The following is a 25,125-nucleotide window of genomic DNA, read 5'->3' as shown; positions in this document are numbered from 1 at the left end:
ACCATTTGTAGCCCCACCAGTGCCTCCAGTATTACAATCTTGACAATCTGTAGCAAACTCGGTAAAGCAGGGTTCTACTAGATAAGATTGGCAACCATATCAGCTTGTTCCCGTTCCACCTGTAAGAAAATTGGAATCTAAGCCCGCAATGGTAGATTTTTTTAATGTTAATTTCCCTAGCTGTTTTTTCTTGTTTTTCATGTATTAAATTTTAATAGTAAGTTTTTCCAAATGGGTGATATTTTCATTTAAGACTGAATCATGATAATTCATCCTAAAATAAAAAGCCCTCCACTTAACGGGGGGCATTGCTCTAAACATATTAAAATAAGAATAAACTTTCTTTTTATGAAGAAAAAACGGAGCTATTTTTTTAAATCTAAATATGATATCCATCGAGACAAGAATGTGTTTTTAAATTCATGCCCTCCTTTAAAATGCTGGATTTGAGCATGATGACCAAACAATTCCTCAATGCGTTGTATTTCAAACCCTAATCGTTGTTTATTGATGTAAGGATCTATATCTCCGTAAACACAATGTACTTTGGTATTCTTTTTGTCAAAAAATGTAAAATCTTCAGGATTCAACTCATTAGGAATACCCCCTGCATACAGGATCATTTGTTCACATTCTATTTTTCTTCTGGCAACCCACCTTGCAGTAACTGAAACTCCTTGAGAGTATCCTAAAGTAATAAAATTAACATTTTTAGGAATTGCCTCTGCCAGATAAACCGCATCTAAATAATTTAAAATATTCTCAATGTCTTGTTCTGTATTATCCTTAGTTAGCCAGCAAGCACCTACATTTTTAAATTCATTCCCTAAATAATACTTAGATGGTGCTTGTGGAGCAATAATATAATTTTCATCGGCATTAAGAATAGAAAAATATTTTATAAAAGATCTACTTAAATAACCTAAACCATGGTTTACAAACCATACATTTTTTGTTTTTTCTGTAAACGTATTTAAAGTAGAATAACTATTACACGTCTTATACTCAATATCTTTTTCAGTTGAAGTCATATATATTGAAGTGTGGTTTTGTAATTTTGCAAGCTAATTTAGTAAAATACAATTAGCGTTGCGAAAGGTTCTGGATAAACTTTGCGAGTATTTACATAATAAAACAATTCAATGACGCCTACAGAAAAAAAAGTATTGCTAGAAAGTTGTAATAAAATTTCTAAAAATACACTTATGGAAACGCTTGATATAAAATATATTGATGCAGGCCAAGATTTTTTGGTAGCAAGTATGCCAGTAAATACTAAAGTTTATCAACCCGACGGAGTTTTACATGGTGGAGCCATGGTTGCTCTCGCAGAAAGTGTTGGCAGTGCAGCTTCTCATTTATTTTTAGACACTAATAATTTTTTTATTAGAGGTATAGAGATAGCTGCGAACCATATAAAAAGTGTCAAAGAAGGATTTGTATTTGCAAAAGCTACCGTTTTACACAAGGGCAGAACTACACAGTTATGGGACATCAAAATCACCAATGAACAAGATGAACTTGTATCTGTTTGTAAATTAACTACGATCTCACTGCCCAAAAAATGAGTAATTTGAATAAAAGTGAAATCTATAAGAGAGCTCAAATAAGTTTAAATGAAGAAAAACCTTTTGTGATCTATAGAAAGGTTAATGATTCTTTTTTGAATGCTTTTTTTCAACAGGATAATAAAACGTATCCTTATGAACATTCGGTTTCATCAGGTTTTATAATGGCACCCTTTAATAGCAATGATTCGGCATACATCATACCAACAGAAAAAGCAGATTTCTTAAGTGTAAAATTAGCAAAAGCTTCCAATCATGTATTTATTCATGCAGAAGATAATTATGAAGCTTTGGATCCATTAGCTGCAGCGAATTTTAAAAATCTGGTTGAGAAATCAATTTTGGAAATACAGTCAAAAGCACTTTTAAAAGTGGTGCTTTCTAGAAAAGAAGTGATTCCGTTTCAAGCCTCTTTTATTGAAACTTTTCAGATCTTAGAACAATTGTACCCTTCGGCTTTCTGCTATCTTTGGTATCACCCGGCAACAGGTTGTTGGACAGGAGCTACTCCAGAAACATTACTTTCATTTAATGGTAAAAAATATAAGACTGTATCTTTGGCAGGCACAAGAAAGTTTATTTCTGCAACACCTAAAAGGTGGGGTAAAAAAGAACTTGATGAACAGGCAATAGTAACCGATACTATTGTCAATACACTTAGATTGTATACTGAAAGTCTGGAAATAGAAGGACCAAAAACGATTAAGGCAGGTATTTTAGAACATTTAAAAACTGAAATAACAGGAAGCGTAAAAGAAGAAAACCTTATTAAGCTCCTACAGTCTTTACATCCTACACCAGCCGTATGCGGAACTCCAAGAGATAAGGCAAAAGATTTTATTCTTGCTAATGAAGATTATAAGCGTGAATTCTATACCGGTTTTTTAGGTATAATAAATGTTAAATCTAAACCATCAAGTACGGCACTTACAGAGCTATTTGTAAACCTTAGGTGTATGAAACTGGAAAAGACAAAAGCTTCAATTTATGTGGGTGGTGGAATTACGGCAGATAGTAACCCTAGGGATGAATGGGAGGAAACCGTTAATAAATCTAAAACTATGAAGAAAGTATTGTTAAACATACCTAAAGAAGGTTTCAGAAAACATTGAAAGTTTATATCTTTACAGCGCTAAGAAAAGAATAAGTAGTATAAAGTAGGTGTTGCCAATGTACATAGATAATACGTGCTTTGTATACTCTAAATTTGTTGAATGAAATATCCCGAGATTAAACTTGCACAACAGATTATTCAGCATTGTAAATCTTATAATATTAAGCATATCATCATTTCTCCGGGTTCTAGAAATGCGCCTTTAACTATGGGATTTTATGAAGATCCCTTTTTTAATTGTTTTAGTATTGTAGACGAACGTTGTGCAGCTTTTTTTGGGTTGGGAATGGCTCAGCAAATCAAGCATCCAGTGGCTGTAATTTGTACTTCTGGTTCTGCATTACTCAATTATTATCCTGCAATTTCGGAAGCATACTATAGTGACATTCCTCTGATCGTGATTTCAGCAGATCGTCCATCTCATAAAATTAATATTGGTGATGGGCAAACCATTAATCAAAGAAATATTTTTGAGAATCATATTCTGGTTAGTGCAAACCTCACCGAAGCAGAAAATGAGGAACAAAAAAACATGAATTTACTCCATCAGGCTTTAAAAACTTCCATACTTTCAAAAGGGCCTGTTCATATAAATGCACCTTTTGAAGAACCTTTGTATGAAATGAAAGAAGGAACTCTTCCACTGCTACCATCTTCTTTAGTTGCTGCAAAAGAATTTATTCCAGAATTAGAGAAAGGTGAAACCAATTCGTTTATTGATGATTGGAACTTATCTCAAAAAAAGTTGGTTTTAGTTGGTGTACAGCATCCAAATACCATTAAAGAAGAAGTGCTTGATATTTTAAGTAGAGACCCCTCTGTAATTGTACTCACAGAGACGACTTCAAATTTATATCATTCAGAGTTTTTCCCTGCTATTGATCAATTAATTGCACCCATTGAAAAATTAGAAGATAAAATAAGTGCTTTACAACCAGATATGCTCATTACTTTTGGTGGAATGATTATTTCCAAAAAAATCAAAGCCTTCTTACGGAAGTATCCGCCAAAGGTTCATTACCATATAGATGCAAAGAAAGCTTACAATACCTACTTTTGTCTAACTCACCATTTCAAAACATCTGTAAATGAATTTTTTAAAGCAGTAGGCAATCATCTTAAAGTAAATGAATCAGCTTATAAATTATTTTGGAAAAACATAAAACTACACAGAATAGCTAGACATGATAATTATATTCAACAAATACCTTTTTCTGATTTTTTAGTTTATCATCACTTATTTTCAAAAATCCCTCATCATGTAGTTCTACAGTTAAGCAACAGTTCAACTGTAAGGTATGCCCAGTTATTTAATCTTCATAACTCTTTTGAAGTTTATTGTAATAGAGGTACAAGTGGCATAGATGGAAGTACATCAACCGCATTAGGTGCTGCCAGTGTTAATAAATCGCCCGTAGTACTTGTTACCGGGGATTTAAGTTTTTTTTATGATAGTAACGCACTTTGGAATGATTATATTCCTCAAAATTTTAAAATAATTTTGATTAATAATGGAGGTGGTGGGATATTTAGAATTCTTCCCGGACCAAAATCATCTCAAAAATTTCATACCTATTTTGAAACCCGCCATAAACTAAGTGCCGCTTCTCTTTGTGAAATGTTTCATTTTATCTATAATTCTGCTAAAGATGAGCAAGAACTGATTTCAACTTTACCAGAATTTTTTAACGATAATTCAGCACCTAGGTTATTAGAAATTTTTACTCCTACAGCTATTAACGATGAAATTTTACTCGATTATTTCAGGTTTATCGTCTAGTAATTACAATTTTATTATTACTCAAAGCGAGAAAATGTTATATTTAAGGTCTTTAACAGCATATTAATAAACTAAAACTATAACTATGAGCAAAAGAGATGATCTAATTGCAAAGTATGCATCAGATCTTAAGGAAAAATGCGGAGTTACTCCAGACATGGACTTATTAACAAAAGTAACGATTGGCTTGGGACCTTCAATTTACAACGCAGATTCTTCAACAGTTTCTGGTTCTGATGAAAAAGAATTAGCTACAGTAAAGAATAATTTTTTAATCAAAAAATTGGGTTTAAGTGAAGGTGATGATCTTGATGGAGCCATTAGCGCTGTAGTCGAGAAATATGGTAAATCTAATAGAAATAAATATAGAGCAGTTGTCTATTATTTATTAGCGGTACACTTTAATAAACAATCTGTCTACAACTAAAAGAAAAATCTTTTTTTCAAAAGGCGTCTTTTCACAAAGACGCCTTTTTTAATATGTATATTTGTACCTGCATTAATACGTTTATGATAGAAATAGGACAATACAATACTTTGGAAATACTTCGTGATACAGATCCCGGTTTGTTTTTAGGAGATGATGAAGACAATGATGTTTTACTACCTAACAAATATGTTCCAAAAGACTTTGAAATCGGATCAAAAATAACGGTTTTCTGTTATCTTGATCATATGGAAAGATTGGTGGCAACAACACTTAAACCAGCTGTGATGAAAAACAGTTTTGCCTTGTTAAAAGCAATTGAGGTCAATGAGATAGGTGCTTTTATGGATTGGGGATTAGAGAAGCATCTTTTTGTGCCATTTAGAGAACAAGCGGCTCGAATGATTGCAGGTAAATGGTATCTTATTTATTGTTATGTGGATGAAAAAACCAATAGACTTGTTGGCTCTTCTAAGACAGATAGATTTATTGATAATGATAGTTTATCTATAGAAAAATATGAAGAGGTTGAAATAATAGTTTCTAGACATACAGATCTTGGCGCAGAAGTCATAATCAACAATAAACATAAGGGATTAATATACAAAGATGAACTTTTTGAACCTGTTCATCTTGGACAACGCTTAAAAGGGATTGTTAAAAAAATTCGCGAGGATAATAAAGTTGATATTACCCTAAGACAGATTGGTTATAAAAATATTGAACCAAATTCTCAGCGAATACTAGAAGCTTTAAAAATGAGTGACGGATTCATAGCACTCCATGATAAAAGTGATCCAAATGAAATTAGGAGGCATCTTAAGATGAGTAAAAAAGATTTTAAGAAAGCCATAGGAAGCTTGTATAAAGAAAGATTGATTGATATTTTACCAGACGGAATTCGGGTATTAATTTAAATATAAAATTTGTTCGTAGGTATTACCCTGCTTTGCTTTCGTGAACTTGAGTTAACTCATAAGCCCAATCAACAGCTTCCTTAAGATAATCAAAACTCATCATGGGTTTTCTGCAAAACAATTTTTCAACAAAGAATACCTTCTTTTTAAAAGAAGTGTAATTAATAACACCAATAGCCATAAGGTTATTATAACTTGACCCAAGTTTAATCCAATCTACAGGATCCACAGAATAAGAATAAATACGATTAGAAATGTAGACTAATTTTCTTTCTGTTCCATAATAGTTTTCTGCCTGAGAAATAAATTCCAATGCATTTTTATACGTGAAAACAATCCCTTCTTTAAACTCAGAGATCATCATATGCTCAAAAAAGTACACTTTTCCAAAACTAAAATTGTGTAGCTGATGTGGCAAATAGATTAAATCTGAATTTTCTATAGTCATAGGGGGGAATGTTTTTGATTTAAGAGAATTTATCGCTGTTCAACCTACTTTACTATTGTTATCTTTGGTAATCTCATAAGCCCATTCAACAGCTTTGTTGAGAGAATTGAATCCTATCATTGGTTTTTTGCAAAACACCTTTTCCACATGGAATACTTTCTTCTTTACAAAAGAATAATTCACAACGCCAATACCTAAAAGGCCATGATATCTAGATCCAAGTTTGACCCATTGCATTGGGTCTACAGAATAAGAATGAAGACGGTTGGAAATATATACTAATTTATCAGAAGCATTATAATAATTTCTAGCTTTCTGAATAAATTCTAAGGTGTTCTCTTGGCTTAAGATTATACCTTCCTTAAACTCTGATACCATCATGCAATCAAAGAAGTACATCTTGCCAAAACTAAAATTATGCAACTGATGGGGTAAATAGATTAAATCTGATTTTTCTACAGTCATTGGGGGACATGTTTTTAACAAAGTAAATTTTTTCCCTTCAAATTTTCTATTTTTATCAAGTATTTTCGATATTGTGACCTTATTATCTGATTAATTACTAATTATAATTTAATATTCGCTTTTAAAGAAGCCGTTTAGGTTTTCTATTTAGGAGAGGTTAAAAGGCGATTATACAACTAAAATACTAGTATTAAATGCTAATAACCATTATTTTTGCATAAAGAATAAAAAGTGTGATGGCAGAGTGGAAAACCGTTAAAGAATATCAGGATATTACGTATAAAAAATGTGGAGGGGTAGCCCGAATAGCATTTAATCGTCCTGAGGTAAGGAATGCATTTAGACCAAAAACCGTGGGTGAATTATTTGAAGCTTTTTTAGATGCTCGCGAAGATACTTCTATTGGTGTAGTTTTACTATCAGGGGAAGGTCCTTCACCCAAAGATGGTGGTTATGCTTTTTGTAGTGGAGGAGATCAAAATGCAAGAGGTCATCAAGGCTATGTAGATGATGAAGGGATGCCTCGCTTAAACATTTTGGAGGTACAAAGGCTCATAAGGTTTATGCCCAAAGTAGTTATAGCAGTAGTTCCTGGATGGGCTGTAGGAGGTGGTCATAGTTTACATGTAATATGTGATTTAACGCTTGCTAGTAAAGAACATGCTATCTTTAAACAGACAGATGCTGATGTAACAAGTTTTGATGGAGGCTATGGTTCTGCATATCTCGCCAAAATGGTAGGTCAAAAGAAAGCTCGGGAAATTTTCTTTTTAGGAAGGAATTACAATGCGCAAGAAGCGTTTGATATGGGGATGATAAATGCAGTAGTACCTCATGATGAGTTAGAGGATACGGCCTATCAATGGGCTTTAGAAATATTACAAAAATCACCTACCTCTATTAAGATGCTCAAATTTGCTTTTAATCTTACAGATGATGGAATGGTAGGACAACAAGTGTTTGCCGGTGAAGCTACGAGATTAGCGTATATGACTGAAGAAGCAAAAGAAGGAAGAAATGCATTTCTTGAAAAGAGAAAGCCAGATTTTAGCGATATAAAGTGGATACCATAAATTCAAATAGATGCCTTATATAGAAGAAGAAGACTTGTTACGTCTCCATAAAGACATTGAGAAGGAACAAGCATTGAATGCAGGATTACTTGAGCAAATAAAATATAAAAATAAAGAAGTAATTAGAAGTAGGAAGATTAAAAACTCCTTCACTATTTTTGGTGTTATAAGTTTGGTTGTTTGTGCGGTAGTTATTTCCTATTCTTATGGAATAAAAAATACCGTTAATGAATTAAAAACTACAAGTGAGAATAAGGTCACTATTTCTATAGACAGTATCTATAGACTAAGAGATAAAATTAGAACGCTTCAAGAACGAAATAGCCAGCTTAATAGTATTAACGACTTTTACTTAGCTAAAAATTTACTTCAAAACCAAAAAGTTTTTACGGTACAAATTGCTGCTTTTGAAGAAAATAAACTTTCGTTATTACCTGTAAGTCTTAATAATACTCAAATGGTTAGAAATAATCCGTTCTATTCATATTCTCTTGGTGTTTTTGAAACTATTAAAGAAGCCCAATCATTTAGATATGAACTCTCTAAAATAGGCTTTGAAGATGCTTTTGTGGTCTCTTATGTAGATGGTAAGAGGGTAAAAGTAGAAGAACCTTATTAACGTGAAGTCTAAAACAAGCGCCTGGATATCTGCGGCAAGACTACGCACGTTACCCCTATCAGTATCAGGAATTATAGTGGGTATTTCATTAGCAATATCCGAGGGACATTTCAATAGTACCATTGCAATGCTGTGCATAGCCACCACCATTTCGTACCAGGTGCTTTCCAATTTTGCTAATGATTATGGCGACGGTGTTAAAGGAACAGATAATAAAGATAGAGTAGGTCCTGTTAGAGCATTACAAAGTGGGGTAATAGGTAAAGATGAAATGAAGAGGGGTATTTATGTTACTGTTCTTATAAGCTTTCTTTTAACGATTATCCTAATTTATAAAGCTTTTGGAAGCGATTCATTATTTCTTACACTTGTTTTTTTGCTTCTCGGCATTGTTTCCGTAATTGCGGCAATTAAATATACAGTAGGAGGAGGAGCATATGGCTATAGAGGACTTGGAGATTTGTTTGTTTTTGTTTTTTTTGGATTGGTAAGTGTAATAGGGAGCTATTTTTTATTTACTAAGCAATGGAATTGGTTAACGTTATTTCCGGCAATTAGTATTGGAATGTTAAGTGTAGGTGTTCTTAATCTCAATAACATGAGAGATAGAGAAAGCGATGCAAAAGCAGGAAAGATTACACTTGTGGTAAGAATTGGAGATGAATTTGCAAAATACTATCATTATTACATCATTATTTCTGCAATGTTTTTTTCCATTCTTTATACTATTTTCACCTATAATTCTTCAGTGAATTTTTTGTATTTTTTATCGTTTGTTCCGCTTGTATTGCACCTTAAAAGAGTTTATAACACAAAGAATTCTAAGCTTCTTGATCCAGAATTAAAAAAATTAGCTTTAAGCACTTTCTTGTTTGCCTTATTATTTGCTTTGAGTATCAATATATTTTTGTAGTTTTATTTGCAATAATTAACTAATCAAAAAATTAAGGCTTTTGGATAACACAATCAAAATTCTCATTGTAGAAGATAACGTTATTATTGCAGATGATATTCAGTATATGTTAGAAGATATTGGATATGAAATTGTTGGAAATGTAATTGACTATCAGCAAGCAAAGCAGATTTTAACTGTTAAGAAAGTAGATCTGGTTCTTATAGATATTATATTAGCGTCTCATGAAACTGGAATAGATCTAGGGAAGTATATTAGACAAAATCATAATATTCCATTTATTTTTGTAACCTCTAATTCTGATAGAGCCACTGTAGAGAATGCTAAGTTGGTCAAGCCAAATGGATACCTAGTCAAACCTTTTGAGCAGCAAGATCTTTATACATCTATTGAAATAGCACTTTCCTCTTTCAATTATGATGAAGGTCGTGCAGAAGGACAAACAGATAGAAGCGAAGAAGAAAGTGAGGTTGTGAGTAATTCCGTTTTGAAAGATTCTATTTTTGTTAAAAAGAATGATTTGTTTCACCGTGTTTACTTTGATGAAATTCAATTTATAAAAGCAGACAATGTTTATCTTGAAATACATACAGCTGATAAACAGTTTTTAGTTAGATCTGCTTTAAAAGATTATCTGGAGAAACTACCTCAAGATCATTTTTATAGAGCTCACAAATCATATATTGTTAATTTACAGCACATACAAGCGGTAAATAGTAAAGATATTATGATTAAGGAACGACTAATACCTATTTCAAGAGAATTTAGGGACTTTATATTGTCTTCTATGAATTCATAACTACTTCTTTATTTTCTTAAAACGACACTATCTACTATTGGTATTGCGGATTGGCTAGTTTATAGTTATCGGCTAAAAACAAACAGAGATATTTTCACGATATTCGTCTAAAAATTTACAGTTATTTTAGGTTTTGACGTGTGCGTGTTTTGAATGAAGTTAATTCAATTATTAATCTAATTTATTTGACACTTCAAATTTTATTTAGAATAGCCAGCCCCAAACTTTGAGGTTTCTAAAGCCTTTAATAGCTTATATTTTAAATTATAACCTGATCAATATTGTTGCTTCAAACTATTTGAAAATTTATATCAATCCATTCACAAAGGATCTATACCATAGAAAGATAAGTTTTTACAACACATTCAAGACTTTATACAACAATATTTTTTTTATAGTTTAAGAATGCTGTAAGTTAGGAGTATCAATGAAATATTTGATAGATAGTTTAACTATCCCAAATCTTTATACTATCTAAAAGCCTCCAGAACAAGCCTCGTTACCTACTTAGCAAGGCTTGTTTTTTTTGACACACTTTACTTTTCAAATAAAAAGCACTTTTACGTTATTTTGACAACATATTCTATAGATTATACAACAATTGTAGAAAGAAGGTTATAATTGTTTGTATGTTTGAATTGAGTAAATAAGGTATTGTAAATAGTTTATAATCAATTTATAATAATCTTGTTTCATTTTATAGGGTTTATTAACAATATAGTATCCCGGACATTTTTGTTCGGGATACTTAGTTTAAAAGTTAAATACATCTATTATCACTTGTTAAGATTTGATTTTTACAACAAAAAAATGCTTCTATGCAACAAAAATGAAATATGAACTCTATAATAGATTAGATTTACATCCATAGTTTTTAGTAATGCCCCAAATCGCTAAATACTTGTTTTTCAGATTGAAAAGAGGAATCTTATTTCAATAAGCTCAATCAAGTGACAAATTATTTTTTTGTTAGAGATTTAGATATTTTATTTGTGAATTAAGCTTTCTCAAAATTTAACAAGCTGTGTATTAAATAAAATTAACAATACATAGTTATTAAATACAGACAAGAACCAATGTGTACCAACATAAGACAAATAATGTTTACATTGCTGGCTTGCTTTTGTTTACTAACATATAGTTATTCGCAAAAGACAACTAGTGATTCTAAACAGTCTTTGCAGACTTTTATTGATAAAGGGAATGCAAAAGACAGGTTAGACTTCTTTTTTAGCCTAGAGAATAGATACCAACAATCTGAATATCGTTGGACGACTCAAATTAATGATTTCTTAAAAGAATCGAAGAACTCCAAAGACTCATTGGGAATTTTGCAGTATAATATCATTCTAGCACAAGTATATTTTGATGTAGGTGATTACAAAAAAAGTATAAAGGTAGCAGAGGAAATACATGGTTCCAAAATAAAATTAGACCCAAAGACAAGATTACATCTGTTAGAGGTGATGGATAAGGCATATGCAACACTGAAAATTTATGACAAGCAACTTGATATACGAAACGAAATTGTAGATTCTGGTATTGATATATCAATGTACGATATATATGCTAATCTGGGATTGTATAATCAAGCAGTCCGAGATTATATTATGGAGTTTGAGTCTACGTTAGAAGACAGTGATTTTCTTGGAAATGCCCTGTATCATAATCAAATGGCAGAGTATCATAGATTAGATGATGCTTATTTTATGGCAATCAGTAAAGCAGATAGAGCCTTAAACTTCATCAATCTTTATCTTACTGAAAACCGTTATGATAAGACAGCAGAGGAAATTGCGGAAGCAAGGTTAATTAAAGGAAAAATTCAAGGTAATTTAGGTAAATGTCGGCTAAAACTAAAAGAATACAATACGGCGATTCCTTTACTAGAATCTGCCGTGACCTTTATAAGGGAGGAAACTAGAGGAAAATTTTCGGTAGAACTGTTAGAGCTTTGGGCAAATTTGGCTGATTGCTATCTTCAATTAAATATTCCCTTAACTGCCAAACAATATTTAGATAGTATTTCATTTTATGAAAAGAATGTAAATATTACAGGATTCAATCGTCTTTTGGCTGAGTATTATTTAAAAGTAAAAGAATCAGATTCTGCCTCTTTATTTTTCAAGAAATATATTGAGACTAAAGATTCTATAACTGCTTCAAAGAGCAAACGAGAATTGTTAGGGACCCTAGTTTCTTTAGATCTTAAAAACCAGAAAGCAACCATACAAAAACAAAAAAAAGATATAGAGAATACAAAAGTAGAAATATTACAACGTGATAAAAAGATAAATTATAGTATTGTAGCTTTAATGGTAGCACTTTTAGTGTGTTTGGTAGCCATATTAGCCTATTTTAAAAGTGTTAAGAACAAAAAGGTTATAGAAGAACAAAAGAACTTTATAGAGTTGTCTTTAGCAGAAAAAGATTCATTATTAAAAGAAATACATCATCGGGTTAAGAACAATCTTCAAATGGTTTCCAGTCTTCTAAGCATGCAAACAAAAAATACCAAAAGCAAAGAAGCTATAGCTGCGTTAGAAGAGGGTAGAAGTAGAGTAAAAGCAATGGCATTAATTCATCAAAAACTCTATCAAAACGAAGATCTTTCAGTGATTCAGATGCAGGAATATATAGAATCATTGGTAAATAGTGTGCAGTCTGTTTACAAAAAAGGAGGTCACAAAATCAATATTATTATTGATGCAGAAGGCACTGAATTGGATATAGACCGTGCAATTCCAATAGGATTGATTATCAACGAACTAGTTTCAAATTCATTAAAGTATGCCTTTACAGGTCGTGAAGATGGTCAAATATATATAAGCGTAAGAATGAACGGTAAATTAGGGGTTTTTGAGTATCTTGACAATGGTAACGGACTTCCTGAAGATGTAGAAAAGCGCGCAGGCAGCTCCTTGGGTATTAAGCTAATTGAAAGACTCGTTAACCAATTGCGCTCAACACTTAATTTTGATAAAGATGTTGATGGTGTCAGATTTTGGTTTAACTTTAGTTAAAATCTAGAGGTAAAAAACCATAAAATTTTTTTACAATGAAAATCACGTTCTTGGGACATGCTTGTGTTAAAATAGATATAGGCAATATAGGAGTTTTAATCGATCCGTTTATTTCAGAAAATGAACTTGCTAAAGACCTTATTGATATAAATAAAATTACTTGTGATTATATTTTAATTACACATGCACATGCAGACCATGTTGCAGATGTAGAAGCCATTGCCACAAGCACGGGTGCAGTTATCGTTTCTAATTTTGAGATCACCACTTATTACCAAATTAAAGGATTTAAGGTACACCCTATGAATCATGGAGGAAACTGGAACTTTGAATTTGGCAAGGTAAAATATGTAAATGCCATTCATACATCTTCCTTTGAAGACGGTAGTTATGGTGGTCAACCAGGAGGTTTTATTATTGAAGGAAAACATAAAAACGTTTATATCGCTGGAGATACAGCTCTTACAATGGATATGAAGCTCATACCACTTTTCACAAAATTAGATTTAGCAATTCTGCCGATAGGTGATAATTTTACTATGGGAATTGACGATGCTATTTTGGCGAGCAATTTTATTGAATGTGATAAGATTATGGGATATCATTATGATACTTTTGGTTATATAAAAATAGATCATAAAGAGGCCAAAAGTAAATTTGCCGCTTCGGGGAAAGACCTTATTCTTCTTCCAATAGGTGAAAGTATTGAATTTTAAAGCTATTTAATAGTACTTTTTAATACAAATCTATGTAAATATCTAGGAAAAAATCTCTTTAGATATACTCCTAGGATTTCTTTACGACCAATGTATGCTTCAAATTTCTTTTTCTTCATAGCTTTAATCATTCTAGTTGAAAAGACCTCTGGTGAGAGACCATTTTGAGTTGCTTTATCATTAGTCACTTGTTTTTTACCCGAGCCTGTCAAAGCATTTTTAGCCACGTTAGTATTCACAAATCCTGGACAAATCAACGTGACATCAATCCCATCTTTTTCATGCTCCATTCTCAAGACATCAAAAAAACCATGAAGTGCATGTTTAGCGCCGCAATAGGAAGATCTGTAGGGAGTGCCGAATTTTCCCATTAAACTAGTAACGGTCACGTAGTACCCCTGCTTTTTCGCTAAAAAATGAGGCAGCAGTGCCTTAGTTAAAGCTATAGTTCCTAAATAATCAGTTTCCATGATTTGTTTATCTACCAGAAAGCTTGTTTCTGCAATTAAAGATCGTTGACTTATTCCTCCGTTATTAATTAGAATATCAATAGAACCAAAACATTCAAGAGCTAATTTTACATACGTTTCCATTTGTTCAAACTTCAAAAGATCTAAGGGAACAATTCTTATATTTTCTGGATATAAGCATTGTGATCTCACTTTTTGCAATTCACTTTCTCTTCGGGCAGAAAGGATTATCTTATTGTCATATTTTGAAAGTTCATATGCCAGCGCTTCGCCAATTCCGCTTGAGGCACCCGTTATCCAAATTACTTTTTCTCTAATCATATCTTTATTGTTGAAAATGCTATTCAGATTCAAATTTATAGCTAAATTTGGCATCGTCCAATATGAAAGCTACCTATCACAAATACATACTTAATTTTAAAAGACCCAGTGGCACTTCACGAGGGATATTGAAGAAAAAAGAAACATGGTTTATCATACTAACCGATGGAAAGAAGATAGGAATAGGAGAATGTGGAATTCTTCGGGGGCTTAGTATAGATGATAGACCTGATTACGAGGAAAAACTGCAAGAAATTTGTTTTGATATTCACCTAGGCCTTGAAAAACTATTAAAAATAACAGAAGAGTTTCCAAGTATACAATTTGGTTTAGAACAGGCTTTTCTTTCTCTACAATCTAAAAATTCTTTTGAACTTTTTGCATCATCATTTACAAAAGGAGATGCTTCTATAAAAATTAATGGGCTCATTTGGATGGGAGATCCGGATTTCATGAAAGCACAAATACAACAGAAGCTAGACGAAGGCTACGATTGTATCAAAATGAAAATTGGAGCTATTTCTTTTGAAGAAGAAATCAAATTACTTGCTCTAATCCGGAAGGATTTCTCTAAAGATCAAATAGAAATCCGGGTAGATGCCAATGGAGCTTTTAGTCCTCAAGAAGCCATGAGCAAACTCAACATCCTTGCACAGTATGATCTTCATTCTATTGAACAGCCTATTAAACAAGGGCAACTAATAGAAATGAAACAATTATGTGAAATGACGCCACTACCTATAGCATTAGATGAAGAACTTATTGGCATTTTTAATGTAACAAATAAAGAGGAAATACTACAAATAGTGAAACCGCAATTTATTATTTTAAAGCCTAGCCTTGTTGGAGGTTTTAAAGGAACTGATGAATGGATAGAACTTGCAGAAAAATATGCTATCAAATGGTGGATTACAAGCGCTCTTGAAAGTAATATAGGGTTAAATGCAATTGCACAGTATGCCTATTTGAAAGGAGTAACATTGCCACAAGGACTAGGAACAGGAAGTCTTTATACAAATAATTTTGAATGCCCGTTAAAGGTGTCTTCGGGATATTTGAGTTACGAAAAAGATAAAAAATGGAACGTTAATATAATTTAAGCTAAATGTTTATAGAGCAAGCGTATAAAGGAACAACAGAGATTTGGAAGTATATACTAGGGGTTGTAAGTGTTTTTATTGGGTGGCAATTTATAGGAGCTATACCCTTAGTGATAGCTCTATTTTTGAAGGCTGATAGTATGACATCCATCCCTACAGATATTGGTGGAATGGTTGACATAATAGGTGCAAATCTTTTTTTAGTTTTATTAATTATTTCGTTTTTAGGAGGTTTGATTGCACTGTTGTTTTGGACCAAGTTTATTCATAACTTATCTATTAAAAGCCTTACAACTACAAGAAATAAAGTAGATTATAATCGTATTGGTTTTGGCTTTGCGATTGTAATAGCCATCAATTTAACGATTTTTGCATTAGGTTATTATCTTACTCCTCAAGACTACGAATGGAATTTTAATGCAACCAATTTTTTCATTTTAGCACTCATAGGTATTTTTCTATTGCCTATTCAAACTAGTTTTGAAGAATACTTCCTAAGAGGATATATGATGCAGGGTTTGGGAGTATTAGCGAAGAACCGTTGGGTACCCCTTTTTGTCACTTCTATTTTTTTTGGTCTTTTGCATGCTTTTAATCCAGAAGTAGAGAAGTTAGGATACATTGTAATGGTCTATTATATAGGAACCGGATTCTTATTAGGGATTATGACTTTAATGGATGATGGTTTGGAATTAGCTTTAGGATACCATGCTGGTAACAATATTCTAGCAGCATTATTAGTTACATCAGATTGGACTGCCTTACAAACAGATTCTTTATTCATAGACGTTTCAGACCCTAAGGTAGGTTTGGAAATACTAACTCCATTAGTACTTTATGCCGTAATATTGTTTATTATGGGTAAGAAATACAAATGGAGCGGATGGATAAATAAGTTATTTGGCAAAGTAGAAGAACCAGCAAAATAGCTTGTAGAAGATATTTCTAAATGTGCAGAATAAGAACTTTTGTTGGTATGAAAACAAAGAGTGTGAGTCTTATGCAAGCTTATAATCTCAAGAAGTATCTGTTATGTTTTTGTTCAAATGACTTTGATTTCAAGGTACCTCTTTGGCTAGGTTGAACGCTACAAATAAAGTTCTAATAACAACTACAAATAAAAGTGGTTCAGGTACGCTCATTTCTTCCGGATATCTCTTCTAGATAAAATGACAATCTAAAACTAAATACTTACAGGAAAGCAATTGTATGATCCTTATATGATTACTTGCTAATATAATGAATCACTATATGGCCAGCTTATTTTTTATTCTTGGGTGCGACGCATAAATTTAATTTGCAGAAGATTTTTTTTACAAATGTTTTAGGGGAATTATATGAATTTTACTACGTATGGTAAATGAGTGTTTTTTATTTTGTAAATTTTTGAAGGAATGGAAAAGAGTAAAATGAATATAGCCAGACATAAAATCAAAGAAATAATCCAAACCGGAAGAGATGTTCTAAACCTTTCTAATTTTGATATTGCTGACGAGGATCTTCATGAGTTATATCCACAGATTCAACAAATTTCAAATTTGAGAATACTAGATTTAAATGGTAATAAATTAACCTCAATACCAAAATTCTTAGTTACCTTCCAACATCTTGAAATATTATACCTCGACACAAATCAACTTACTCACATTCCTGAATTCATTTCAGAAATGACTAACCTTAGAAGACTTTTTTTATTTGACAATAAATTAAAAAATCTTCCTAACGGTCTTGGAAAGCTTTCAAACCTAAATAGTCTTGGACTGGGAACAAATCAATTGAGTTACATTCCAGAGTCAATTGGAGATTTATACCATCTTGAATTTCTTTTTTTAGATTTCAATCAATTAACCTATCTCCCAGAATCTATCAATGCGCTTTCAAATCTTGAAGTATTGTATTTAAATGATAATTTATTGACAGATTTTTCTATTTCAGAAGAGCGTTTGTTGAAACTAAATACACTTACCCTGCAGAACAACCTATTTTCTTTAGAAACTAAAAGTCAAATGGGTAATATTTAGATGAGCATCCTTTTATTGAAAAAGTAGCGATTTCTCTTTGGGTCTAAATTAATCCTGTTTTGTTTAAAATAATGCATACAAATGCCACTTTTTAAGAGCATAACTTTTATTCTGCACTAAACAATATTGTTGCTTTATTAAAATCTGAGGCAGCATTAATTACTTTTCTAAAGTCTTCATAGTTTTCTTTAGGAAATTTATTTACGGCATAAATTTCTTCAATAGTTATATGAATGGTATTTGTTACTATTTCATAATTTGATTTAAAACTACATAATAGATTTTCTTCTTTTAGCAATTTTTCATTAATTACAAGGCTTTCTAAGCCTTCTGGAGTATACCCCTCAGGAATAGCAACTTTAATGCTATAATTATATTTGTTTGGATACTGCATTTCTATAGGGTTCACTCGTTCTTTTTCCTGATAAAGCTCACTTTGCGTACCAATCACTTTACCAACTTCAAAAATATAACTATCACCTGCCTCTTCTAATAAAGCTCCAGAAGTGATGGTGCTATTAACAACAAATGGAACGTTGTACTCTTCCTGATATAATTTTTCATTAAGCAGTTCATAATTTTGAACTGTTTTGTTTTCAATTCCTGAGGCCGTAAGATAATCATCAAAATCTTTCCGGTCTTGAGGAGAACTAAAGGTAACAAATGAGCGATTTGAAGTTGCCCAATGACCATAATATTCCTGATGCTGCATAATTTCTGCCGATTCCATTTCCTCATCAAAAGAAATATCAATATTCCTTACAATTCTACTGAAATTAGCATCCGCCTGTGTAATTTCTGCAAAGTAAAACTCCAAATCTTTATTTACATAAACAGCCTGGTTTCCAAGAAGGTAAAACGGGGCTTCTCCAATGCGATAATCTATTCTGTCTGGTGCAATATATTGCTGTTCATTAGGTAAGTAAATTAAAAACTCTCTAATAGTTTGTGGATTAAAAAATTCTGGATCAAATTTTTGTTGAAAACGATTTGCACTTATCACTACTTCATATTCAATATTCATAGCTTTTAGAAAGTGCGCATATACTTTTGCAATTCCAAAATCACTTGCAGAACGGTTTTCTAAAATATAATCAACTTCAGAAAGCTGTTGATTATTGTTCTTTACAATGGTAAAGTTTGTTTTAATATAATTATCTAATAAAGCCGCTTTTTGATATGAAGAGAGCTCATTATTCTTTACTACCTTTTCTTCAACTTCTTTGAATACCTGCTCATTCACTTGAGAAGGAAATAATCCTCCAGAAATATTATTTATTACATTAATCCATAACTGTTCTTGCGTAACTTTTACACCCTTACCAAAACACTGGTAGGCAATTCTAACTTTATTTGCATCTGGTGTAGCGTATTCCTCTTCAATCATTGCCGGTAAATTAGTAACCGTAATTTTCTGGGCTTTCCGATTGGAGACTATCAAATTTATAAATTCTTTTGAGGTACCATACGCTTTTGCTTTTCCCGTTAAATCCCCAGTGATAAACAAAAATTCCGAAAAACGAACAGGATAGTCTTTTTGTAAGGTCTCCATACCAAATGGATAAGCCTCCTTTTCTACTGTATAGAGTACTTCAATATCTGAACCTTTTTCAACACCTTCAATGGCAAAAATTTTAAAATCTCCATATGCTTCTACATTTTGTACTTCTTTGATGTTTTTCTCATCTAAAAGGCGCACTGTTCCGTTTGGACTGATGGTTCTTGCTTTAATTTCCTTAAGCTCCTTTACACCGTACATAGGAATGTATACTTTGTTGTGTTGTTGAATACCTTTTTCGTCATTTACCTTTACCAAAGTATGTGTGGTTTCATACTGCTTTCCATTAGCTCCGGAAGGCGTAAATTCTACGATTAATTTTTCTATGATTCCAACAGAAGATTCCTTTTCTTCCTCATTAGTAAGCTTTACAACTTCAGGTTTTGAATTCCAATCATACCCTTTATAATACTGAGAAAAAGTAACTGTAGGTGAGATTAGTAAAATTAGAATAAATAGCTTTTTCATAGGTTTCTATACTTTTTTAAGGGTAATACTTTTTTTGTAAGCTTTAACGAGACTGTTAATGAATAAGTTCCAATTTGAAAAACCATTTTTATCAATCACCAGCGTATTTACATAAATACGCTTTTTCATTCTAACTTGATTTTGTTCTAGTTGATACGATATTTCATATCCGTAACTAGGAGATTCAAATGCAAGTTTCTCTGGAAGTTTCAATGCCTGATAGCCTTCCGGAATCTGAAATATTGTTTCAAATATTTTTTCAAAGTGATAATCAATTTTCTTAGCGTAAAGTTGCTTTTCTACGTCAATATCAGACTCAGAAAGAGATCTGTCCAAATTCATATTCAAGAAAATTTTCCCTGCAATATTCTTGACATAATTATTTAAAGTAAGGTCAAAAGATAATTCTATAGGATTTGTACGATCTTCCAGATCACTTAATAAAATATTGTTGTAAGCACTTTTATTATTGCCTAATTTTAATGTGTTATTGAGATACTCCTCATTAGATTTTGAATCTTTTTTATACGTATACTCATTTATAAACTCTACCTTTTCATATCCAGTTAAGGTGCGCTTTTGATGGGCTTTTAAAAAATCCTCCTTCAAATAAAGCTTAGTTTTTATGTGGCTGACACTCATTTTGGTATTAGAGACAGGTACTTTTTTGATGATATAACTAGTGTCATCAATACCAATAAGTGCTTCTTTACTTTGTGTAAAAGCACTTGCCATTCCATAGGGCACATAACTATCTGTAGCATCTAGAAAAATAGTATCCTTTTCAATTATTGCAGCAGTAATCATATGATTGTCAACAATAGGTGTAGGTACTTCTTGATAGGAATAAGGACGATCTCTTGTGCCAATCCAGGCATGATAGGCTTCAATTCCTGCATAATTAAGCATTTCATACAGCAAGTTAGCCATATCCTTGCAATCTCCATAACGTTTGGTGCAAACAGTTTCTGCATTGCGAGGAATAAATCCTCCTAAACCATCTTCAAAAGCTACATAAGTAATATTATCTTGTACCCAATTAAATATGGCCTTAGCCTTATCAGATTTCTTGTCGTAGGTCTTTGTAAGCGCATCTGTGATTTTATAGACTGTTTTAAGTTCTTCTTTGCTAATTTGTTTAATCAAAGAACGGTACCAACTATACAAATCAGCAGAATTGTTTAAAACAGAAACTTTACCACGTTTACTATCGTAATTTTTAATATACAAGATTACATGAGGAATGTAATAAGCAGGGGATAGGCTTTTTTCCTCTTTCCTAAAGTCTTTAATATTTTGAGCATACCAACTATAAATATAACTATCAGAGGTTTCTTCTTTCTCAAAAATAATATTGTATTTTTCTAAATGAAAAGCTTTATACCCAACTTCCACATTTTTAGGGAACTCTATTTTTAGACTGGCTTTTTTAGTAGGTACATAAGATCCAAAACGAAAAGAGCCTAAAAAATGTGGATCCATAATTTTTTCGGTATAATTTAAAGTAGTTTCTGCACCCCTAGTGACTCCAGGAAAAACAAAATTTTTAGATTGTTGATCGCTAAAAAATATCCCATTATCAAACTGATGTTTGGTTTCAATATGGTCAACTTTTATTTTTTGCCCGGTTTCAGGCAGTACAGTATATGCTTCAATGGATTCAATAGCTGAGAAACTGTCAAAATGAATAAACTCATTTGCATAAAAGAGCTTATTGCCAGTAAGATACTTTCCTTTTTCATGTACATTTTTTACGATAGAAAAACGATCATTCTTTAAATTAACCTTTATTTCTTCAGCTCGATTTAAAAAAATAAAGTCATTAGAAGCTTCCTGTGAATAGAACGCAAATGGAAGTAGGAATAAAATAGCATAAAAGACTCGCATTATTTTGGGTTTAAATTCAAATATATACCATACAATTTGCATATTCAACATCTTAAGAAAGTTTATGAATAAAATTTGAGCTATTTTTTTTTAGCCGATTCTTATTCGTTAATTTTACCAATATTTATGCCAAATTATGACACCAACATATAAGAATATACATTTAAAATTCAAATGGAACGGTTATCACTTTAACAGAGAAGAACTTAATGAAATTGCCTATAGTTTAATAAAGGAAGGTGAGCCCTATGAACAGTCGGTAGGTGATTTTTTAATAGATTGGCTAAATGATAAAGATTACATTGATGTCAAAACTTCTGGATCTACAGGTAAACCCAAACTAGTTCGTTTAAAGAAGCAGTATATGGTAAATTCTGCAATTGCAACCGGTGACTTTTTTAATGTTTCGGTAGGTGATCGTGCTTTACACTGCCTACCAGCAGAGTATATAGCAGGAAAAATGATGCTAATTCGTGCATTGATTTTAGGTTTAGATGTAGATTTTGTGGCTCCATCTTTACATCCTTTATCCTACAGTAACAAGGAATATGATTTTTGTGCTTTAATACCTTTACAATTGCAAAATTCTTTGCCTTACTTGCATCTTGTTAAAACTATTATTGTAGGAGGAGCTTCCGTATCCAATGAGTTGCTTGAGTCCATACAGGATAAGGAGACCATTATTTATGAAACCTATGGGATGACCGAAACGGTAACCCATATTGCAGCTAAGAGGCTCAATAATTTTTCTTCAGATAAGGCTAAAGAAGTCAAAACTTTTAAAACCTTACCCGATGTAACTGTAAATCAGGATAAGAGAAACTGTTTGGTGATTAATGCTCCTAATATTTCAGATGAAGCAATTGTAACGAATGATTTAGTAAACCTAGTTTCAGATCGTGAATTTGAGTGGATTGGTCGTTTTGATAATATTATTAACTCCGGAGGGGTAAAATTAATACCCGAGCAAATTGAAGCTAAGCTTGATAAGATTATAGAAAACAGATTTTTTGTTGCTGGCTTGCCAGATGAAAAATTAGGAAAAAAACTGGTGTTAATAGTAGAAGGAGATAATCTTGATAAAGAGGTGTTATCCAAAAAGGTTAATGAACTTTCTACTTTAGAAAAATTTGAAATCCCCAAAGAAATTATCTCGCTTTCCAAGTTTAAAGAAACTGAAAACGGAAAAATAAAAAGACAAAAGACACTAAAGAAATTAATGACTCACTCCTAAGTCATTTTCACGCATTCAAAAGAGCGTTTTACTCATTCTCACTTCTAATTGCAGTTAGTGAAGGTTACTTTTGGTTCAAATAACCATTAAAACCTGAGCATATGAAAACTGCATATTATACACTTATTTTATTATTTAGCTGCTGGAGCATTACTGCTCAAGACCTAAAAATAACAGGCACGGTTAGCGATGCTAGTGGACCACTGCCTGGAGCCAACATAGTTGTTCAAGGAACTACCAACGGAACTCAATCCGATTTTGATGGTAATTATACGCTAACGGTCTCGAAAAGAGACATTCTAGTTTTTTCTTATGTGGGATATAAAACACAGAAACGAAAAGTAAAAAAAGCAGGGGTTATTAATGTAAAGTTGGAAGAGGATAGTAAATCTTTGGATGAAATTGTAATTATTGGTTACGGTACGCAAAAACGTAGAGATGCAACGGGCTCTGTTGGCCTTATTGCCTCCAAAAAATTTAATCAAAGTGCAATAGTATCTCCACAAAGACTGTATACCAGTGTAATTAGTAATGATGTTGATAATAATTCAAAAAATCGTCAAAGTCAAACTTCTAAAGCAGCTAAAAAAGAAAAACTCTACATTGTAGACGGAGTGATGATTGATCCTGCTTTTGTTGGTCTTATAAAAGACATGCCTAAAAAAAACATTAAGGAAACAAAAGTCTTAAAGAAAAAAGAGGCGACTTCTTTTTATGGCGAGCAAGCAGTAAATGGTTGCATCGTTATCACTACCAAGAAAGGTAATTATAGAATTGAAAATGAGGAAGCCTATGCAAGAATCCTTGAAAATAAATTCAAACATACGGCTTTAGCACCGTTATCTACGTTCTCTATTGATGTTGACAAAGCTGGCTATAGTAATTTAAGAAGACTCATCAATAACGGAGAATCCATTCCCTTTGATGCAGTAAAGATTGAAGAAATGGTTAATTATTTTGATTATGAGTATCCACAACCAAAAGGCAAACATCCTTTTGCCATTCAAACAGACCTTGCCATTACTCCTTGGAACCCAGACACGCAATTAGTACGTATAGGCTTGCAGGGTAAGAAGTTTGAAAATAAAGATTTACCACCGTCTAACCTTGTTTTTCTTATAGATGTTTCTGGTTCAATGGGTTCAGCTAACAAACTTCCATTACTGAAAGCTGCCTTTAAATTATTGGCAAACCAATTACGTGAGCAAGACCGGGTATCAATAGTAGTTTATGCAGGAGCGGCGGGAGTAGTTCTTGAACCAACTTCTGGTACAAATAAGAAAGTTATATTGGAAGCACTAGAGCAATTAGAAGCGGGAGGCTCTACGGCTGGTGGTGAAGGTATAGAATTAGCCTATGATATTGCGGTAAAGAATTTTAGAAAAAATGGAAATAACAGAGTTATTTTGGCTACAGACGGAGATTTTAATGTAGGTGCATCTAGTGATCAAGCCATGGAAACCTTAATAGAAGAAAAAAGAAAATCGGGAGTGTTTTTATCAGTTCTAGGTTTTGGAATGGGAAATTATAAAGATTCAAAATTAGAAACGCTGGCTGATAAAGGAAATGGAAACCATGCTTATATAGATACCATGCAGGAAGCGCAGCTTATTTTTGGAAAAGAGTTTGGAGGTACCTTGTTTACGATTGCAAAAGATGTGAAAATTCAAGTAGAATTTAATCCAGCTTTGGTAAAAGGGTATAGGCTTATAGGCTATGAAAACCGACTTTTAAATGATGAAGATTTTATAGATGATACAAAAGACGCAGGAGAATTGGGTAGTGGCCATTCTGTAACCGCACTTTATGAGATTATTCCGGTGGGTGTAAAAAGTGAATACCTTAAACCCGTTAAAGATTTGAAGTATAGCAAGATGCTCAATTCAGGTTCTTCTAAAGAATTAATGACGGTGAAATTCAGGTATAAAAAACCAGATGGCGATAAAAGTATTGAGATGACGCATATACTTAAAAATGAAGTGAAAGAAATGAGTAATGATTTTAGTTTTGCTGCAGCCGTTAGTTTATTTGGGATGCATCTTAGAAAATCAGCTTTTCTTAACAAAGCACCAGCAGATATGATTATTAGACTTGCAGATTCTGCCAGAAAGGAAGATAAAGAAGGATATCGTGCAGAGTTTATAAGATTGGTGAAAGCTTCAAATAAATTATAAGTGTAGTTTGGTTGGTTAGCTCTATTGAGC

The 25,125-nt window shown here is 32.3% G+C and carries 23 protein-coding genes; 16 read left to right on the top strand and 7 right to left on the bottom strand.

Annotated elements, in window-relative coordinates; all coding sequences use genetic code 11:
• Positions 1-99: 99 nt before the first annotated feature.
• Positions 100-201, bottom strand: a complete 102-nt coding sequence (locus WBG07_RS01865) for a class I lanthipeptide (protein WP_340198783.1) — start codon at positions 199-201, stop codon at positions 100-102.
• 164 nt (positions 202-365) lie between these two features.
• Positions 366-1,031, bottom strand: a complete 666-nt coding sequence (locus WBG07_RS01860) for an alpha/beta hydrolase (RefSeq protein ID WP_340198782.1) — start codon at positions 1,029-1,031, stop codon at positions 366-368.
• A gap of 111 nt (positions 1,032-1,142) precedes the next feature.
• Between WBG07_RS01860 and WBG07_RS01855 the strand changes: the two genes are divergently transcribed.
• The 5 genes from WBG07_RS01855 to WBG07_RS01835 all read left to right on the top strand — a co-directional run bounded on the left by WBG07_RS01855 (position 1,143) and on the right by WBG07_RS01835 (position 5,806).
• Complete coding sequence (locus WBG07_RS01855; protein ID WP_340198781.1) at positions 1,143-1,568, top strand: PaaI family thioesterase; 426 nt, start codon at positions 1,143-1,145, stop codon at positions 1,566-1,568.
• Positions 1,565-2,680, top strand: a complete 1,116-nt coding sequence (locus WBG07_RS01850) for an isochorismate synthase (protein WP_340198780.1) — start codon at positions 1,565-1,567, stop codon at positions 2,678-2,680. The genes WBG07_RS01855 and WBG07_RS01850 overlap by 4 nt, the downstream gene beginning before the upstream one ends.
• Positions 2,681-2,782: 102 nt before the next feature.
• Positions 2,783-4,462: a 2-succinyl-5-enolpyruvyl-6-hydroxy-3-cyclohexene-1-carboxylic-acid synthase gene (gene menD / locus WBG07_RS01845; protein WP_340198779.1), complete on the top strand. Its 1,680-nt coding sequence runs from the start codon at positions 2,783-2,785 to the stop codon at positions 4,460-4,462.
• An 85-nt stretch (positions 4,463-4,547) separates the two neighbouring features.
• On the top strand, positions 4,548-4,889 hold the full coding sequence (locus WBG07_RS01840; RefSeq protein WP_340198778.1) for a DUF2853 family protein: 342 nt from the start codon (positions 4,548-4,550) through the stop codon (positions 4,887-4,889).
• An 83-nt stretch (positions 4,890-4,972) separates the two neighbouring features.
• The gene (locus WBG07_RS01835; RefSeq protein ID WP_340198777.1) at positions 4,973-5,806 is read left to right on the top strand and encodes a CvfB family protein; all 834 of its coding nucleotides are present in this window, start codon (positions 4,973-4,975) and stop codon (positions 5,804-5,806) included.
• A 22-nt stretch (positions 5,807-5,828) separates the two neighbouring features.
• On the opposite strand, the gene WBG07_RS01830 is transcribed toward WBG07_RS01835, so the two are convergent.
• Both WBG07_RS01830 and WBG07_RS01825 read right to left on the bottom strand, forming a co-directional pair.
• Complete coding sequence (locus WBG07_RS01830) at positions 5,829-6,254, bottom strand: hypothetical protein (protein WP_340198776.1); 426 nt, start codon at positions 6,252-6,254, stop codon at positions 5,829-5,831.
• Positions 6,255-6,293: 39 nt separating this feature from the next.
• On the bottom strand, positions 6,294-6,719 hold the full coding sequence (locus tag WBG07_RS01825; RefSeq protein WP_340198775.1) for a hypothetical protein: 426 nt from the start codon (positions 6,717-6,719) through the stop codon (positions 6,294-6,296).
• 236 nt (positions 6,720-6,955) lie between these two features.
• Here WBG07_RS01825 and WBG07_RS01820 point away from each other — a divergent pair, with 236 nt between their 5' ends.
• The 6 genes from WBG07_RS01820 to WBG07_RS01795 all read left to right on the top strand — a co-directional run bounded on the left by WBG07_RS01820 (position 6,956) and on the right by WBG07_RS01795 (position 13,862).
• Positions 6,956-7,792 carry a 1,4-dihydroxy-2-naphthoyl-CoA synthase gene (locus WBG07_RS01820; protein WP_340198774.1) on the top strand — a complete coding sequence of 279 codons (837 nt, stop codon included), beginning with the start codon at positions 6,956-6,958 and terminating at the stop codon, positions 7,790-7,792.
• Between the two features lie 10 nt (positions 7,793-7,802).
• Positions 7,803-8,411, top strand: a complete 609-nt coding sequence (locus WBG07_RS01815) for an SPOR domain-containing protein (protein ID WP_340198773.1) — start codon at positions 7,803-7,805, stop codon at positions 8,409-8,411.
• Position 8,412: 1 nt separating this feature from the next.
• On the top strand, positions 8,413-9,324 hold the full coding sequence (locus WBG07_RS01810; RefSeq protein WP_340198772.1) for a 1,4-dihydroxy-2-naphthoate polyprenyltransferase: 912 nt from the start codon (positions 8,413-8,415) through the stop codon (positions 9,322-9,324).
• Between the two features lie 40 nt (positions 9,325-9,364).
• Positions 9,365-10,123 (top strand): LytR/AlgR family response regulator transcription factor, encoded by a 759-nt coding sequence (locus WBG07_RS01805; protein WP_340198771.1) that lies wholly within the window; start codon positions 9,365-9,367, stop codon positions 10,121-10,123.
• 1,076 nt (positions 10,124-11,199) lie between these two features.
• Complete coding sequence (locus tag WBG07_RS01800) at positions 11,200-13,146, top strand: tetratricopeptide repeat-containing sensor histidine kinase (protein WP_340198770.1); 1,947 nt, start codon at positions 11,200-11,202, stop codon at positions 13,144-13,146.
• A gap of 35 nt (positions 13,147-13,181) precedes the next feature.
• Positions 13,182-13,862, top strand: coding sequence for a metal-dependent hydrolase (locus WBG07_RS01795; RefSeq protein ID WP_340198769.1), 681 nt, complete (start codon positions 13,182-13,184; stop codon positions 13,860-13,862).
• Positions 13,863-13,864: 2 nt separating this feature from the next.
• On the opposite strand, the gene WBG07_RS01790 is transcribed toward WBG07_RS01795, so the two are convergent.
• Entirely contained in the window at positions 13,865-14,653 is a 789-nt protein-coding gene (locus WBG07_RS01790) for an SDR family oxidoreductase (protein WP_340198768.1), read from the bottom strand.
• Positions 14,654-14,715: 62 nt separating this feature from the next.
• Here WBG07_RS01790 and WBG07_RS01785 point away from each other — a divergent pair, with 62 nt between their 5' ends.
• The 3 genes from WBG07_RS01785 (at position 14,716) to WBG07_RS01775 (ending at position 17,774) form a co-directional block, all read left to right on the top strand.
• Positions 14,716-15,753 (top strand): o-succinylbenzoate synthase, encoded by a 1,038-nt coding sequence (locus tag WBG07_RS01785; RefSeq protein ID WP_340198767.1) that lies wholly within the window; start codon positions 14,716-14,718, stop codon positions 15,751-15,753.
• Between the two features lie 5 nt (positions 15,754-15,758).
• Positions 15,759-16,682, top strand: a complete 924-nt coding sequence (locus WBG07_RS01780) for a CPBP family intramembrane glutamic endopeptidase (protein ID WP_340198766.1) — start codon at positions 15,759-15,761, stop codon at positions 16,680-16,682.
• A gap of 465 nt (positions 16,683-17,147) precedes the next feature.
• A complete protein-coding gene (locus tag WBG07_RS01775; protein ID WP_340198765.1) occupies positions 17,148-17,774 on the top strand; it encodes a leucine-rich repeat domain-containing protein in 627 nt (208 codons plus the stop codon).
• Between the two features lie 106 nt (positions 17,775-17,880).
• Here the strand turns inward: WBG07_RS01775 and WBG07_RS01770 are convergent, their stop codons facing one another.
• A complete protein-coding gene (locus tag WBG07_RS01770; protein WP_340198764.1) occupies positions 17,881-19,800 on the bottom strand; it encodes a DUF3857 domain-containing protein in 1,920 nt (639 codons plus the stop codon).
• Between the two features lie 6 nt (positions 19,801-19,806).
• On the bottom strand, positions 19,807-21,729 hold the full coding sequence (locus tag WBG07_RS01765; protein WP_340198763.1) for a DUF3857 domain-containing protein: 1,923 nt from the start codon (positions 21,727-21,729) through the stop codon (positions 19,807-19,809).
• A gap of 94 nt (positions 21,730-21,823) precedes the next feature.
• On the opposite strand from WBG07_RS01765, the gene WBG07_RS01760 reads away from it, so the two are divergent.
• Together WBG07_RS01760 and WBG07_RS01755 are read left to right on the top strand one after the other, a co-directional pair.
• Complete coding sequence (locus tag WBG07_RS01760; RefSeq protein WP_340198762.1) at positions 21,824-22,921, top strand: AMP-binding protein; 1,098 nt, start codon at positions 21,824-21,826, stop codon at positions 22,919-22,921.
• Positions 22,922-23,022: 101 nt separating this feature from the next.
• A complete protein-coding gene (locus WBG07_RS01755; protein WP_340198761.1) occupies positions 23,023-25,095 on the top strand; it encodes a vWA domain-containing protein in 2,073 nt (690 codons plus the stop codon).
• The last annotated feature ends 30 nt before the right edge of the window (positions 25,096-25,125 follow it).

Source organism: Ascidiimonas meishanensis (assembly GCF_037782385.1).
Classification (GTDB): domain Bacteria; phylum Bacteroidota; class Bacteroidia; order Flavobacteriales; family Flavobacteriaceae; genus Ascidiimonas; species Ascidiimonas meishanensis.
This window is presented reverse-complemented; position numbering and strand designations above follow the sequence as displayed.